At 62.0% G+C, this 15,001-nt stretch carries 14 protein-coding genes, 1 tRNA gene and 1 other RNA gene; 11 read left to right on the forward strand and 5 right to left on the reverse strand.

Translation table 11 applies throughout. From position 1 onward, the window contains the following. The first annotated feature begins 41 nt into the window (after nt 1-41). Together DVDV_RS08965 and DVDV_RS08970 are read left to right on the forward strand one after the other, a co-directional pair. Nucleotides 42-118: transfer RNA gene (locus tag DVDV_RS08965), tRNA-Met, on the forward strand. A gap of 187 nt (nt 119-305) precedes the next feature. After that, nucleotides 306-2,372 carry a hypothetical protein gene (locus DVDV_RS08970; protein ID WP_139311569.1) on the forward strand — a complete coding sequence of 689 codons (2,067 nt, stop codon included), beginning with the start codon at nt 306-308 and terminating at the stop codon, nt 2,370-2,372. A gap of 132 nt (nt 2,373-2,504) precedes the next feature. Here DVDV_RS08970 and DVDV_RS08975 read toward each other — a convergent pair whose 3' ends face one another. Next, nucleotides 2,505-2,792, reverse strand: a complete 288-nt coding sequence (locus DVDV_RS08975; protein ID WP_075354342.1) for a YciI family protein — start codon at nt 2,790-2,792, stop codon at nt 2,505-2,507. 99 nt (nt 2,793-2,891) lie between these two features. On the opposite strand from DVDV_RS08975, the gene DVDV_RS08980 reads away from it, so the two are divergent. Next, nucleotides 2,892-3,359: a Crp/Fnr family transcriptional regulator gene (locus tag DVDV_RS08980; RefSeq protein WP_075354343.1), complete on the forward strand. Its 468-nt coding sequence runs from the start codon at nt 2,892-2,894 to the stop codon at nt 3,357-3,359. A gap of 162 nt (nt 3,360-3,521) precedes the next feature. Here the strand turns inward: DVDV_RS08980 and DVDV_RS08985 are convergent, their stop codons facing one another. Then, nucleotides 3,522-5,450: a methyl-accepting chemotaxis protein gene (locus DVDV_RS08985; RefSeq protein ID WP_254845320.1), complete on the reverse strand. Its 1,929-nt coding sequence runs from the start codon at nt 5,448-5,450 to the stop codon at nt 3,522-3,524. A gap of 1,241 nt (nt 5,451-6,691) precedes the next feature. Here DVDV_RS08985 and DVDV_RS08990 point away from each other — a divergent pair. The 3 genes from DVDV_RS08990 (at nt 6,692) to DVDV_RS09000 (ending at nt 8,223) form a co-directional block, all read left to right on the forward strand. After that, a complete protein-coding gene (locus tag DVDV_RS08990; protein WP_075354345.1) occupies nt 6,692-6,937 on the forward strand; it encodes a hypothetical protein in 246 nt (81 codons plus the stop codon). 51 nt (nt 6,938-6,988) lie between these two features. Next, nucleotides 6,989-7,346: a transfer-messenger RNA gene (gene ssrA, locus DVDV_RS08995) on the forward strand. 364 nt (nt 7,347-7,710) lie between these two features. Beyond that, nucleotides 7,711-8,223, forward strand: coding sequence for a hypothetical protein (locus DVDV_RS09000; RefSeq protein ID WP_075354346.1), 513 nt, complete (start codon nt 7,711-7,713; stop codon nt 8,221-8,223). 18 nt (nt 8,224-8,241) lie between these two features. On the opposite strand, the gene DVDV_RS09005 is transcribed toward DVDV_RS09000, so the two are convergent. Beyond that, nucleotides 8,242-9,477 (reverse strand): radical SAM protein, encoded by a 1,236-nt coding sequence (locus DVDV_RS09005; RefSeq protein WP_075354347.1) that lies wholly within the window; start codon nt 9,475-9,477, stop codon nt 8,242-8,244. Nucleotides 9,478-9,623: 146 nt separating this feature from the next. Here DVDV_RS09005 and DVDV_RS09010 point away from each other — a divergent pair, with 146 nt between their 5' ends. The 3 genes from DVDV_RS09010 (at nt 9,624) to DVDV_RS09020 (ending at nt 11,850) form a co-directional block, all read left to right on the forward strand. Next, nucleotides 9,624-10,427, forward strand: coding sequence for a ParA family protein (locus DVDV_RS09010; RefSeq protein ID WP_075354348.1), 804 nt, complete (start codon nt 9,624-9,626; stop codon nt 10,425-10,427). Between the two features lie 459 nt (nt 10,428-10,886). Next, nucleotides 10,887-11,561, forward strand: coding sequence for a hypothetical protein (locus DVDV_RS09015; protein ID WP_139311570.1), 675 nt, complete (start codon nt 10,887-10,889; stop codon nt 11,559-11,561). Nucleotides 11,562-11,586: 25 nt separating this feature from the next. After that, on the forward strand, nt 11,587-11,850 hold the full coding sequence (locus tag DVDV_RS09020; protein ID WP_075354350.1) for an amphi-Trp domain-containing protein: 264 nt from the start codon (nt 11,587-11,589) through the stop codon (nt 11,848-11,850). Between the two features lie 99 nt (nt 11,851-11,949). On the opposite strand, the gene DVDV_RS09025 is transcribed toward DVDV_RS09020, so the two are convergent. Together DVDV_RS09025 and DVDV_RS09030 are read right to left on the reverse strand one after the other, a co-directional pair. Further along, nucleotides 11,950-12,696 carry an HAD family hydrolase gene (locus DVDV_RS09025; protein WP_075354351.1) on the reverse strand — a complete coding sequence of 249 codons (747 nt, stop codon included), beginning with the start codon at nt 12,694-12,696 and terminating at the stop codon, nt 11,950-11,952. Further along, nucleotides 12,693-13,706 carry a phosphotransferase gene (locus tag DVDV_RS09030; RefSeq protein WP_075354352.1) on the reverse strand — a complete coding sequence of 338 codons (1,014 nt, stop codon included), beginning with the start codon at nt 13,704-13,706 and terminating at the stop codon, nt 12,693-12,695. The genes DVDV_RS09025 and DVDV_RS09030 overlap by 4 nt, the downstream gene beginning before the upstream one ends. An 87-nt stretch (nt 13,707-13,793) precedes the next feature. Here DVDV_RS09030 and DVDV_RS22215 point away from each other — a divergent pair, with 87 nt between their 5' ends. Together DVDV_RS22215 and DVDV_RS09040 are read left to right on the forward strand one after the other, a co-directional pair. Further along, nucleotides 13,794-14,249, forward strand: coding sequence for a cereblon family protein (locus tag DVDV_RS22215; protein ID WP_139311571.1), 456 nt, complete (start codon nt 13,794-13,796; stop codon nt 14,247-14,249). A 162-nt stretch (nt 14,250-14,411) separates the two neighbouring features. After that, nucleotides 14,412-14,867, forward strand: coding sequence for a cereblon family protein (locus DVDV_RS09040; RefSeq protein ID WP_075354354.1), 456 nt, complete (start codon nt 14,412-14,414; stop codon nt 14,865-14,867). Nucleotides 14,868-15,001 lie beyond the last annotated feature (134 nt).

Below are 15,001 nucleotides of genomic sequence, written 5' to 3' on the forward strand. Positions count from 1 at the left end.
CGGATTATATAAGTACCCGCTTCTGCACAGCATGACGGTTTGGCGAGGTAGCTCAGTTGGTTAGAGCATGCGGCTCATATCCGCAGTGTCGGGGGTTCAATTCCCTCCCTCGCTACCACATAGTTTAGCGGAGACAGCAGTCTCCGGAAGGCAAAAGCCGGACTCGCAACAGTCCGGCTTTTTCTTTAGGAAAGTCCGGCCCGGACCGGGTGGCGAAGCGAACTCCCGCCGTCGTCGGCATGGCGTTTGGGCCAAAGCGCCCACCGCTCCGGCAGTTCCACCCCCAACCACGGGAGCAGTAACACGTGATGGACAACCGCCTGCCCCGCCAAGCGCCCTGGTGGATCGGTCTATGCGCCGGGCTGGCCACGGTTTTGTTTCTTCCGCAGCTTTTTGCCGGCTCATTCCCGGCCCTCTACGGCACCGTCACCGGCCTGCTCCTCCTGGCTGTCTGGAAGTTTCCGGGTAACCGCCGGATCGCTTGCGGGCTTGCAGCCATGCTCGCCACCCTGGCCGCCCTGTCGCTTTGTCCGGCGGTCCTGGCCGAGGGCAGGGCTGCCCTGGCCGCCCTGCTGGCCAACAGCGTCCCCGCCTTGATAGACGGCCGCGAAACGGTCAAGATCTGGCTTGTGGCCCAGGGGCGCAGCCTCTACCCGGACATGGCCGGCTATCCCTATCTGGTGACCCTGTACACGCCGATCTACCATTCCCTGGCCGCTCTCGTCGCCCTGGCCGCCACGGCGGGCGATGTCATTACAGCCGGTCATGTGGTCAGTTACGCCGGGTGGCTGGGACTGGCCTGCGTCATGGCCTGGATCATCCGCCGCCAATCGGCCAGTCGCGTCATGGCTGCCATCGTGCCGTTGGCCTTTCTCACCGGTCCCTATCTGGCCGGCTATATGCTGCATATCCGCCCGGACCTCCTGGCCTGGTGTCTGGCCTTCGGGGCCGTGGGCCTCTTTGCCGCCAAGGCCGAGGCCGGCCCGTCGCGGGACTGGCCGGTGGCGGCCGCCCTGGCCATGACCGCTGCCCTTTTGACCAAACAGCAGACCCTGGCCGTGGCCTGCGGCCTCATCACGGTATGCCTGGTGCAACGCACCCATTTCGGGCTGTGCCTGCGCTTTGCCGGACTGGTCGGCGGCCTCGGGCTGGCGGCGGCGGCGGCCCTGTATTGGCTGACCGACGGAACCTTCCTGCTCCATACCGCCTGGTATCCGGCCCGTCTGGCGGCCGATCCGTCCATCACCAACCTGGACAACGCCTGGCCCAGGCTGGCTGCGTTTTGCCGCGTCTATTGGGGGCTTTTGGCCCTGTTTGCCCTGGCCCTGGTCCATGACCTGCGGCGAAGGACTCTCCCTCTGCTGGACTGGCTGGTCCTTATTCATGGGCCGTTTCTGGTCAAACTGGTCAGCACCTGGGGTGCGGACGAGAATTACTTCATCGGGCTTATCGGCCTTATGACCCTGCGCGTCGGCGTCTTTCTCGGCACTCTCGCTGCCAGCGGCCCGCGGCAGGCCGCCCTGGCCCTGGCGCTTCTTGTGCTGCTGTTGCCGACAAAGCCCCTGTCCTGGTCCGGCCCGGCAGCCGGGCAGGAGGGAATGGCTGTTTGGGAACAGGAGGCGCTGCGCCAGGCCGCGGGCAACCAGGACACGCTGATCAACGCCGAAGGCGCTGCCCCGCTGCTGGCGGCCAACGGTTCCAGGCTCTTTTTCTTCGATGCCACGGAAACCCAGTTTTTCGAGAAAGTCGGCCTGTGGTCGTTTCGCGATTCGCAAATGGCCAAGGATATTGCCAGACGCCGATTTCCGGTCATCATCCTCAACCCGACCTTTCTCGATCCGCAACTGCTTCGCGCCGTGCAAAACACGTATGCCTTGGCTCGGCAATTGCCGGGCTACGCCATCTATGCCCCCAAAACCGGCGTCGTCCAGGTCCTGGCCGATGTCCTGGCCTCCTCGGACGACGGGCAGTCCGTGCGTCTGCTGCGGGCCGAAAACCTGGAAACCGGGACCGGTTTTGGCGCCCGCTTCACCGGACGTCGTCCGGACGGCGCAACCGGCCCCGGCGAAGCCGTCTACGCAGTATCCGCCCCTTTTGTGGTCCAAAAGGCCGGGTTGACGCTTTTCCCCAAGGTGGCCGTCCTTGGCCCGGACAGTTTCATCGAAGCCGCCTGGTCTGCCGACGGGGTCACCTACCACCCGTTTCTGCGCTATGACGGCTCTGCCGCCGACAATGCCACAAACCTGTTTGAACCACGGCTCGAAGCCGCTTTCAGCCCGAACACGGCCTCGTTTTTCATCCGGCTCACCCTGTCCGGTGCCGCCAAGGTGTGGACCGGCGACAGCGCCCCCCTGCTCGTGACCCTGCAATGAGCCGGGCCAAGGCCGTCATTTCCCCCAGAGCAGTACAAAGGGCCGGGACACCATGCGTGCCCCGGCCCTTTGGCTATTGGCGGGTCTGCCTTACACCATGCCGACAGATACCGGCAGTGGCGGCAAAGCGGACTATTCAAGCATGGCCGACAGGTGTGGCGCAACCTTGCCCGGTATGAATTCAATAATCTCGTAGCTGGCCGCACCTTCCCGGGCAAAGGGGTCCTCGGCCAAAGCCGTTTCCAGGACGGACCGGCTCCCGGCCCGGGCCAGGATCACGCCGCCGGTGCGCGGCTCGCGCCGTCCCGAAGCCAGGAAAAGCCCGCGGGCGTAATTCTCGTCAAGATACCGGACATGGGCTTCAAGCAATGCATCAATCACTTCCAAAGGCTTTTGGTAAGTCAAAATCACGATGAACACGGCCGGCCTCCTTTTCCTTCAAAGAAGACTCGTATAACAAATCCGGGACGTAGGCGGCAACAAGGCTCCTGCCCAGAATCCACCCGGGAGAATCGGCCCATGGAAAAAAGCGACCTCGACGACATCACCACCCTGCTCGACAGTCTCAAACTGGGCGCAGCCCTTGGCTGGGAAGAGGTGCGCAATATCGCCGGGTACATGCAGGTCAAAAGCTTCCCGGCCGGCACCACCATCATCCAGGAAGGCCGCAAGGCCACCTCCCTGGCCTTTATCGAATCGGGCGTGGTCACCATCCAGAAAGAGGAAGCCGGGGGCTCGGAACGCCATATCATCGACCTCAGCCGGGACGCGGTCATCGGTGAGGTGGCCTTCTTCGACAGCGAGCCGCGTTCGGCCACGGTGGTGGCCAGAACCGACGTCCGCCTGCTCATCCTCACCCGGGAGCGCTTTGACGAGCTGGCCGAGGTCAACCCGGCCCTGGCCATCAAAACCCTTTTCTATATCGGCCGGGTCCTCAGCCGCCGGTTGCGCCAGGTGACGGGCCGCTTTGTCGGCCTGCTGGCCTGAGTACGTCCTTTGCCGCCCCGGTCCCGCCCGGCCAGAGGCCGGGGCTGTCCGCGGCATTGCATCCCCTGGCTCTGGCGACGCACAGCCGCTCCACGAAAAAACGCCCGCTTCGCGCCTTGCTGCGGCAAGACGGGAAGCGGGCGTTCGGCAACAGGGGCGGTGTCAGGCCGGCAGGGCTGTCTGACCGACCTCCAGGCCGGAAATCACGCTTTCAAGATCACGGGCCTGCCCGGCCAAGGCAGTCACCGCCCGGGACGACACGGCCATGGCTTCGGAAGTCTGGTTGGAAATGCGGCTTATTTCTTCGGCGGATTGGCGGATCTGTTCGGTGGTCGCCGATTGTTCCTCGGCGGCTGCGGCCATGGAACGGATCTGGTCCGAGGTGCGCGAGACGATGCCCACGATTTCCTGAAGCATGACTCCGGAGGCATTGGCCTTGTCGGTGCCGGCGGCAATGGCCCGGCTGGTCTCGTCGGTCTTGGCGCTGTTTTTGCGTACGCTTTGTTGCATGGTGGTGATAAATCCGGCCACATCCTTGGTGGCGGCCATGGTTTTTTCAGCCAGCTTGCGCACCTCGTCGGCCACCACGGCAAAACCACGTCCCGCCTCCCCGGCCCGGGCGGCTTCGATGGCGGCATTGAGGGCCAGCAGATTGGTCTGATCGGCAATATCGGCAATGACGCCCATGATCTTGCCAATGCCGTCAGCCTGGCCGCCCAGGTCGTCCATATCCCGGCGCAGTTCCTCGGCCAGTTGATTGACATTGCGGATGGACTGCACCACCTCGGAGACCATTGCCGCTCCAGCCGTGGCCTTGCCCCGGGCGTCATCAGCCAGGGAAGCGGCGGCCGAGGCGTTTTTGGCCACTTCCATGACTGCGGCGTTCATGGCGTCCATGGCCAGGGCTGTCTCGCCGATACGTTCCTTCTGGGCCGAGGTGCCCTGCTCCACGCTGTCCACTTGGCGCGACAGGGCTTCGGTCTCCTGGGCCAGGGTATCGGCGATGGATTTGGCCTCCTGGGCCGTCTCCAGCATCCGGCCGGTCTGCTCGCGCATGACGGCCTCGCTGCGGCGCAGTTCGGTAAAATCGGAATAGACGCACAGCGCTCCCATAAGCTTGCCGTTGATGGCATTGTAAAGGACCGTGGCATCGATCAGGACATTCCGCTTGCTTCCTTTGTGGGAAATAAGCTCAACTTCTTTGCGTATTGGCCGATTTTCGGCCATGGCCTGCCCAAGTACGGTCTTGCGGCCCGCCTCGCCGTAAAAGAACTCCGCCACATTGCGTCCGTAATAGGCTTCAGGGCGTCCCGCCTGCTCAAGGAGCTGCATGAGGGTGTCGTTGGTCAGGCGCAGATTCTCGACGGTGTCCACCACTACAAAGGGTGTGGCCATGCCGGCTACGATCCCCTGGTAGTAGCCCAGGGAATCTTCGAGGTTGCGCACCATGCTCTGCAACGAACCGCTTATGGCTTCGAATTCGCGCGGCAACCCGGTCCTCGGGCTTGAGGTGAAGTCCCCGGTGGCGATGGTGCGGGCATAGGTGATAAGCGCCTCGGCACCGCCCGACACGCCACGAATGAGCCAGGTGATCAAGGCCACCAGCACAAGCACGGACAACAGGGCGAAGATCAGAAACATCCGAAAGACCGACTTTTCTCCCTCCTGGATGGCGTCAAGATTGGCCTTGGACACCTTCTGCTGCACGGCAATGGCCTCCAGAACGGTTTTTTTGACGGCGCGCCACAGCGGTGTTTCGTCGGAATTGAGCAACTGCACTGCTTTGACCGTTTCTCCGGCAGTGGCCATGTCCATGAGCTTGCGTTTCAGCACATGGCTGGCATCCCAATTCGGCAACATGCCCTTCAGCGTCGCGGCCATGTCACCCGTAGCCAGGGCTGACGCCGCGGCCAGGGCCTCCCGGAACTGTTTGTCGGCCTGGGTGTAATTATCACGCGCCTTCTGGTCAGTGGAGTTGAGTATGACGTTTCGGGTCGCCTGTTCAGTCTGCAGGCCTTGAGCATAGACATCCTGAAGATGGTAGAGTAATGGCCCGTCAATGGCACTGACATTTTCCAGATAGCCAAGCATTCTGTTCTGCTGTATATACAATAGAGCAAGAGTCAGTGTTGCTCCAACAACACTTGCAATGCCAAGCGTCATCAAAAGTGATTTCAAGCTTAATCGGTTCATTCCTTCCTCCTGGCTGGCCTCGGGGACAGCAAATGACGCAGGCAACGCTCTCGCGCGCCGAACTTGCACAGCTTGCCGGAGAAAACGGCAAACATGTTTCATCAATGTATTTTACGACATAATTTATTGCCAATTTATTGGCAACAGGCAAGATTACTTGGGAAAATCATCACAATTCGCCCCGTTGCATTTTTTCTGATTGCACAAGATCTTGTGACATTATGAACAATCATCAAAAACAGCAGGTTCCGGCTTGACCAAGAGCAGAACGAAATAACCTCGCAGTCTCGAGTTGTACTGCTGTTGCGAACGCCATTCATTGCGAAATGTATGTGCCATAGTGAAAAACAGAATTATTTAGCAAAATTTTTTTGTGTTAAATACATACAGGACAAATATCAGGAAGAAGTAACTGTAATAACTACGTTTAGCATCCATCTATCGCTTCTTTCGGCAGATCACCCCTCTATTGATCGAGCCTCTGTCCGCTACTTTCCGTCTATTGGTCTCCAAAACGAGACTTAATCTCCCAGTCTAAGCGCTCACTGCCGCAGCTTGCCTTCTCGAAAATATACAACGACCGGCCTGTCGCCAGCCATTTTGACCGCTTGAGAACAATCAGGGTATCGGTCTCGGCCACAGCCTCGGGAACTCTTTCGTAACATCAAACATAACCCCCATGGAGGCCGAAAATAGCATTGGACAGTGTCTGTTCAGAGCGGCTCCAGCCTTTTGCATAACCCAAAATTTCAGGCCATCAGACATCATATAGTCACGATTCCAGAAAAATAATGACCGCACGGGCTACAAGCATCGCGCGGGTGGATTGCACCCGCGCAACCAACAAACAAGTGAGCCAGGGCGCGGGGATACGAGTTGTTTTTACTCTGGAGCGTTTCTTGGCAAACACCGGCCACGCCTTTGGCGGGGTCCACCGAATCGTGTTCGCGGAATGCCTTTTTGCGCCTGGACCGGGATTTTATCTGCAAAAAATGCTTTCCGGACCGGGTTGCAAACGGTAAGGAAGAAGAAAGATTGTCCGGATATGATCGGCAATCTTCGACATGGCCTGCCCCATTTTTTTTGCGCACACCCAGTCGCCGGCCTGGCCGGCCAAGGCGATGCAAGGAGTTTTGCCCATGCGCCGATTCATCCCCCTGCTGCTTTTGGCCGTGGCCCTGGCCACCGGTTGCACCCGTCCGCCCTATGCCAAACCCGGCGCGGAACTCTCTGCCGTGGAAGACGACTACACGGACTGCTACAGCCAGGCTTCGCTTGCGGTGAACACGCCGCCGTTTCCTGACCGGCCCTTGTCCGTGGTTGACAGCGATGCCGATGCCTGCATGAAGGAACGGGGTTACGCGTCCAAAATCCGGATGTTTTAGGGATTCTCCCCCTTGCGCTTCGGGGGAAAAGCGTTACATTGTCCTTTCGACGGGGGTGCCCTGGTTTCGACGGGGATAGTGAAGCCCTGGTTGCAGGCCGAGGTGCCGCGAGGCCTCGTAAAACACGCGGCAACTGGTTAACTGCCAACGACTACGACTACGCTCTGGCTGCTTAATTGACAGTCAGCGTTCCATCAGCTGACGCCTGATACGCTGGACCGGAACGCCAAACCCCATCAGGCTGGCGCGAACCCTCGTCCGTTGGGGTAAGCTCGAGACAATAGACGGACTGGCCGGAGGCGGCCCGGCCGAAAGGCCTGCCCGAGGCGAGATTGTTTTTCGGTCTAAGCCTGTAGACGCCTGGAGTGGAGCATTCTCGGACGGGGGTTCGATTCCCCCACCTCCACCAACCCCGCATGTAACGTAACGAGATAACGTCCAGAAGACCAAGAATTTCAAGGAAAAGCCGGTACCGCAAGGTTCCGGCTTTTCCGTTTTTGCCCGGGGACAGCCGACACACCCGGGCAACCGGGCGGGAACTGGAATGCGGCGCGAAGGTTGCCCGGAAGTTCATGGCCACGCAAAACCAGGGACAAAAAGCCGCCTGCCGCTTCCCCTTTTCCTACCCGCCTTCGTCACGTCCCAAAGAGACTGCGCGTGCGGCCGGATACTTTCCCACATTTTCCCAAAAGGCCTTGATAAAATACGACAGCAGGACGTATGTTCCCGGCATAGTTCTCACCACGTAACTCGCAAGCCAAGTAGGTCCCATCATGCGTACCGCCCGTTTTCACCCAACCCTGCCATCGGTCCGCAAGCTGTCGCTTGTCGTGTGTTTGTCGCTTCTCCTGGCCTGCGCCTTCTGCCTGGTCCCGGGCCAGGCACAGGCTGACGAACTCGGAAAACCGGTCGGACGGGTGACCATGGAATTTGGCCAGGGAGGGTTCGTGCTCAGCGCCTCAGGCGGCAAGGGGACATTGACTTTCAAAGGCCGCAAGTACGCCTTCAAGGTCGGCGGCGTGGGCCTGGGAGGGCTTGGCGTATCGAAGATTAACGCTTCTGGCGAAGTCTATGGCCTCAAACGCATTGAAGACTTCCCCGGTGGTTTTATCCAGGCTCACGCCGGCTACGCTGCGGTCGAGGGCAAGGGCGTCTTGTGGCTTGAAAATACCAACGGCGTTGTCATGAAGCTGCGCTCCACCAGCAAGGGATTGTCGCTCAATCTGGGCGCTGAAGGGCTCAAGATTGAAATGGGCCACATCACGAAGAGCAAGCCCAGAGGGTAACCGCTCCCCCTGTCAGGATCAGCTCGGCCTGTCGGCATAGCGGGCCAGCCGAGGGCCATCGGGCGGACGGCGTCCGTCAAACTGGCCGCAGGCGGCAAAATAGCGCACGTCGCTGAGCCACAGGCCGAGCTGGCTGACATCTCCACGGGCAAGCGACAGCCAGCCGGCCGGGCCGGCGGCCAGATCACCGAGCGGGCCGAGCAGTTCGCTCGGGTCACGGAAGCACTCCCAATCGCAGGCCCGGCAGTGGGCTTTGCCGTCCAACCCATCTTCGCCAAGATCCCAAAACGGCCCCAGGTTCTCTGACCCGCGATAGCCGCAGGGAAAACTGTTGCCGAAGCGGTCGACATAGAAAAAGCTCACGCCGCCCAGGCAGGGCCGCCCGCCTGCCCCGTCCCCGGAGTAGTGCCGCACCAGGGACGAAACGGCGCAGCGGGGCGTAAAGATGCGCAACTGGCCGCGATGGCGGGGAACAGTGTCGAGCACGGCCCGGAAAAGCGCCCGTTTTTCCCAGTCGGCAAAGGTCACCCGGGCATCGGCCGCCGTGGCCGCATACACGGCCTGGGTCCCCTTTTCCTGGTCGGCGTCGCTCATGGGATAGCAGCAATTGGCCATGGTGAAGCCAAGATCGGCTGTTGTCTGAAAAAAGACCGACAGCCCATGGCAGGCCTTCTCGTAAAACTGCGCCTCGCTCGCCGCTTCAAGGGCCGTCTCACCGGTCAGAAGCCGGGTCAGGGCCAGATTGGCCGTGGGATAGAGGCCGTGGGCGTGAAAAATCGGCAGGGCTTGGCGTATTCCCTCCACCATGCCCGGGAACCCGCGATTGGCTTCATGGACGCCGGCATCGGCCGAATCAAGGCTGATCCAGAAATTACGCACCGGCGTGTTGGCCAGCCTCTCGGCCAGACCGGTCACCCGGTCACGAAAATCCGGGGCCTCGGGATGGGCAAAGCGGTAGCCGTTGGTCCCGGTGCGCAGGTATTTAATCCCGGCCCGGCCGGCATAGGCCAACAGTTCATAGAGCAGCGGACCGGTCAAAAACGGTTCGCCGCCGGTAAAGGACAGGGCACTGACTCCCAGACGGGCGCAGTGGTCGATGATCCGTTTGGCCGTATCGCCGTCCATGTCGCCGCGCGGGCCGACATTTGCCACATTCATGCCGCATTGGACACAACGGGCATTACAGCGGTCGGTCAGCTGCAACACCACTTGCCGGGGCCGGCCCCGACGGCGCAGGATTTTGAGGATGGGCATGGCAGTCCTTGAAACGGGTTTGTAGCCTGCCTCCTAGACACTCCCCCAACGCGGCTCCATGACTGCCCGGTGACGTTGCTGCGTCGGCCGGGCCATCGCCTTTGGCGCGTCGTCAAATTGTAACGACGCCTGGGCATGGTGCGCCCATGGACGCCACACCTCCGCCAATGCCCTGCATCGCCTGCCTCAACCACAAAGGCGGCGTCGGCAAGACAACCTGCTCCGTCAATCTGGCGGCCGGACTGGCCCGGCTTGGCTGGCGCATCCTGGCTGTGGACGCCGATCCCCAAGCCCACTTAAGCGCCTCCCTGGGGCTGGCCGCCCCGGACGGCGGCGGACTGGCCGGAGTCCTTGACGGTCGCATCAGCCTCTCTGCGGCCAAGCTGTCGGCAGGTCCGTGCACGGTTGTGCCCGGCTCGGCCGCCCTGGCAGCAACCGAATCCGCCCTGGCAACCGGGAATCCCGGCCACGACCGGTTGCGTCAGGCCCTGGCCGGCATCACCGGCTTTGATCTGGCCATCATCGATTGCCCGCCTCATCTCGGCCCGCTGACCCGGCAGGCGCTGACAGCGGCAAGTGGCGTCATCGTCCCCATGACCCCGGACTACTTGGCCATGCAAAGCCTGGCCTGGCTGATGGACACTCTGGCCGGACTGTCGGCCGAGCATTTGGCTCCGACCGTGGTCGGCATCGTGCTCAACCGGTTTTCCGGCCAAAAGCGCCTGCACCGCGAGGTCCAGGCCGCTGTGGCCGAGCATTTCCCCGGCGTGGCCTTTGCCAATGTCATTCGCGAAAACATCAGCCTGGCCGAAGCGCCAAGCTTTGGCCAAGACATTTTCCAGTATGCGCCGCGCAGCGCCGGAGCCTCGGATTTCGCTGCGGTGTGCCGGGAAACGGCGGCCCGGCTCGGTCTTACCCCCCTATCCGGGGCAAGCGGCAACGCCAGATAAGGACCTTCCACCATGGCTACCCGTTCCCGACTTGGCCGCGATCCGTTGCAAGGCGCAGCCAAACCGGCTGCCAAACAGCCGACCCGGCAACAACGCAAGTCCCCGGCCCGGGCCAAAGCCGCCCCACAGCCAAGCGCCGTCGACCAGAACGCGCCGCCGGCTGCCGAGGCAACTGATTTGCCCCAGCTACCGATGTCAGCCGTCCCGGACAGCGTCCAACCGGCTGGGACGGCCAAACCTGCCAAACCCGCGAAGGGTGACGCGCTGTCCGCGTCCGGTGGGGATGGAACTCCGACAATTGTGGCCCTGGCCCAAGCGCCGTTTGCACCCGATGGGCCCGCGGCAGACTCACTGCCCGACCGGGCGGCACTGTCCGGCCTGGAGGCTGCGCCAACGGCGCCATCCGCGGCCCCCCGGTCCGAGACGGCTGCCCTGCCGCCTGATGCCGCCGGCCCCGGGATGTCGGCCGCAACCGATTCGGTCCGGCCCGACCCGGCCGGGACGCGGCTGGAAGATGCTCTTTTCGGTGAGGCCGCCTTGGCGAAGGGCACGACCGCGCTCGTTGCGCCAAGGGCTGAAGGCGGGGGGTGCGAATGCGCCAACGCCACCCCCGAGGCTCCGTTTGTCGAGCCTGTCGCCCCTCCCGTGCAGAGAGTCGCCTGCGCCGCCGAAGCCCCCTCCCCGGCCCGGCCCACGCCCGTTGCGCTGGAGCAGGGCGCGCATCCGGTGGAAGTCTTTTTGCGAGGCGTCCTTGAAGGCTTGCTCCCCGAGGGAGAGGCCGTCTTGCGGGTGGAAGTCGATCCAGAGACATTTGCCTTGCCCGTGGAAAAACTCTTCTATTTCAGCCATGCCCTGCAACGCATCGTGACCCCCCTGGAACACCTGAATGGAGTGGATTGGCGGCCGGGCGAGCTTGCCGGCCCCCTGCCCGTGCTCACGGTCCGGCTGCGGGCCCACAGCGCCAACCGCCATGTCCTGAGCCTTACCGACAACGGGTTGTTTTTTCGCAGCCGCCTGCCGGAATTACGCCTGGGCATGGAAGCCTTAAAACCGCTTGTGGCCTTTGTCGTCAAACGCCAAGGGTCTGTCCGTCTGGCCCAGGGACGTTCGATCACTTTTGAAATCATCGGCTGACGTCGCACAGCCAAAGGAGCCGCCCATGGAAAAGGACAAGAGCAAGATCAAGGTCGAAGGGGTGATGCAGATCACGGAAGTGATCGCCAACCTGGAAAAGCTGGTGACCGACATGAAGGCCGGGCTGGTCACCATCGCTGCCGGTGAGGAGTCCCTGACCCTGCACCCGTCGGTACTGGTCAATGTGGACATGAAGGCCTCGCAGAAAAAGGACAAAGAGAAGTTCACCCTGGAAATCTCCTGGAAAAAGCACAAGGAGATGGAGGGCTTTACAGAAATGGGCGAGTAGTCTTTGCGCTGCCGCCACGAATGCCGCCAGGGTCCTATCCCATCGGACCCTGGCGGCATTCGTGCATCCGGAAAGTGGCAGACGAAAAGCCGTCCGGAATCAGGGTTGTTCCTCGAAAAACCGGATGGCGTTTCGCAGTTCGCCGAAGCGGTAGATGTTGTAGTGGGCGGCAACGCCGTCCATCTGCTGCTGGCCCTGGCCGGTGGCGAAAAAGACGGTCCGCATTCCGGCCTGCTTGGCCCCGTAGATGTCGCGGTACATGTCGTTGCCGACAAAGACCACTTCCTCCGGTTGCAGATGCATCCGCCGCAGGGTCAGGGCATAGATGCGCGGATCGGGCTTGCGATAGCCAAGGTCGCCTGAAACGACAATCGGAAAGAAATACTCGGCAAGGCCGACCATGCGCATCTCCGGCACGGCCCAGGCCGTCTGGGCATCGGACAGGGCGGCCAGACGATAGTGCTGGCGCAGCTCGTCCAGGACCTCGCGCACGTCGGGATAGAGTTCCAGGCGATTGAGCGAAATTCCCCGGTAGAGTTCGGCCAGGAAATGCGGCAGTTGGGCCAGCTTGTTTTTGGGGAGTTCTGCCCCGCTGCGGGCCAGCCGGCTGGTGAGAAACTCCCGCCACACGGCCACGGCATCGTATTCCGGAAACGGCTCCCCGCCCGCCCGACGCTGCTCCTTGAGGATCTGAAAATAACCCTCGCGCACATCACCCCGGCTGGTGCGGATGCCGTAGTATTTGAGCAGATGGCTGATGGAGCGGTAAATCTGCTCGTTGCCCTCGTCGGTGTTGATGTCAATGAGCGTGCCGTTCACATCGCAGATGATTCCCCGAACGATCATAGGAGCCCCCCGAGCAGAATGACTTTGGCCTCATGGACAAGGCGATTGCGGTATCCGTCCTCCAGCCAGCTGTTACGGGCGATACGCAGGAGGGTGAGGCCGAGATGAAACGGCAGCCGGGCGGTCAGGGCCGCAAAGGTCTGCTCGCGGTCCGGGAAATGGCCGGCATACTCCCACAGAAAGTGGCCGACAAAGGGCTCGGCCCGGTCGATATTTCCGGTCATCTGCAAAAAGCAGTGCTTGAGTTCGCCACAAAGCCGGCCCACGTCGTAGACCCGGTCGTCACGGTGCATCCGCTCCAGATCGATGGCGTACACGTCCTGGCCCCGCCCGAACAGGAAATTGGACGGCGTGGCGTCGCCGTGCACCGCCACCTGCACGTCCTGCCACATGGCAGCCCGGTTGGCGTAGCCATGGCCCAGTTCCCGCAGCCGGTTGATCCGGCGGGCGGAGATGCCGGCATGGGCGGCCAGGTAGCCGACCACGCGGTCGTAGTAGCCTTGCGTTCTGGCGAAATCGACCAGTTCCGGGCCGGCTGTGGCGTTGTGCAGGCGGGCGAAAAACCGGGCCAGACCGGAGAGCTTGCGAAACAGCCGCTCGTCCCGGCCGTTGCCGGCCGCCGCTTCGATGACGCTATCGAGCTGTTCGCCGGCGATATGTTCGATGACGAGCAGATCGCCCAGCCCCGGGTTGACGCCCAGGGGACGGACCACATAGTCCGGCAGGCTATCGAGGCCGAGGCTTCGGGCAAAGTCCAGGTTGCGCCGCTCGTTCTCGGCGGTCTGGGGGGCGTTGCTGCCGTTTAACCCCCTGGAATGGGCGTAAAATTTCCCCACCACGTGGGCTTGCGTCCACTTGTCTTCATAGAGATAGACGTCGCTTGCCGGCGAGACGCGGTACACCCGCCACCGGGGCTCGCGGTCACTGACCACCAACTGGGGCAGGATGGCGTCGCGCAGATAGCTGTGCAAAGGATCGGAGGCGGCGAGATGGCCGAGGTATTGGCGCATGGCGACAACTTTGAAGCCGGTTGCGACAATTTTGTGCCGTAAACCGGGTTGACGATTTCTTCCAACTGTATAACCAGCCTCTGGTATATGCAAATCCTTCCGACATTCCAACCGGCCTGTCCCGCTGCCCTGGTGCTGCGGCACCCCCCGGACGGGCCACTACCTGTCGCCCGACCGGCCGATGCGGCCGCGCCTGCCCTTGCCCAGGATGGCACGACGCCGCAACTCGTATGCGCCGCCTGTGCCCATCCGATCACGACCGACGCCTGGCGCATCCCGGTGGCCGGTTCCCACCACCACGTTTTTGCCAATCCTTACGGCCACGTGTTCACTCTCGAGTGTTTTGCCGCTGCCCCGGGCTGTGTCGCGCTGGGACCGCCTTCGGCGGATTTTTCCTGGTTCGCCGGCACGAGCTGGCAGCTGGCAATCTGTGCGGCTTGCAGTCAGCATCTGGGCTGGCGCTACGAGCGGGACAGCGGCGGCGGCGGCTTTTTCGGACTCATTCCCCAACGCCTGCAGCGCAGCGCTGACGGTTTGGCCTGATTTCTGCATTGAAACATTTCGAATAGGGTTGCCCGGACGACTTGTCAGGGTCCGATGGGTGGCTATATTAAACTTGACCGTACACGTAGGGATTGCCCCGAGACCGCAATGCCAAAACGGTTGCGCCGTCAGAATACGACGACCACCCGGGAGGGTGCAGACATGAATAAACACCTGACGCTTATTACCACAACGCCGCCCATCAGCCTCTCCTGGGAGGAGGATGCCAGCGGCCCGGAAACGCCCATGAAACCCATTTTCGATAATCCGTCCCTGGCCAAGGCCGACCGCATGGTTTGCGCCCATTGCGGCGAAGACATCACCCGGTCGAGCCTGCGTATCGCCGTCCACGGCTCCCATCGGCACACCGTGCCCACCGAGCACGGCATCGACCAGGAAATCGGCTGTTTTTCCCTGGCTCCGGGTTGCCTGTCCGCCGGCCATTTCGCCCTGGATTTCGGCCAGCAGGCAGAAGGCTACTGGCAGATGGCCTTGTGCGCCAGTTGCGGCAACCATCTGGGCTGGCACCATCAGACGGACAGCGACATGGGCTTTTACGGGCTGATCCTCGATCATCTGGCCGCCGGCCCCGATGACAACCAGGAAAAGGCCGCCTAGTCTGTTTGCCGCAAGGACCGCTTCTTCCACAAATCATGTTCCCGCTGCGAAAGCCTCCAGCCGGAGGCTTTCGACCCCGGGGAGACGCCTCCCCCTTCCCCCCCACCACGCCCGGACCATAAAAAAGCCGGGAG

The sequence above is a fragment of the Desulfovibrio sp. DV genome, assembly GCF_001936595.1.
Classification (GTDB): domain Bacteria; phylum Desulfobacterota; class Desulfovibrionia; order Desulfovibrionales; family Desulfovibrionaceae; genus Solidesulfovibrio.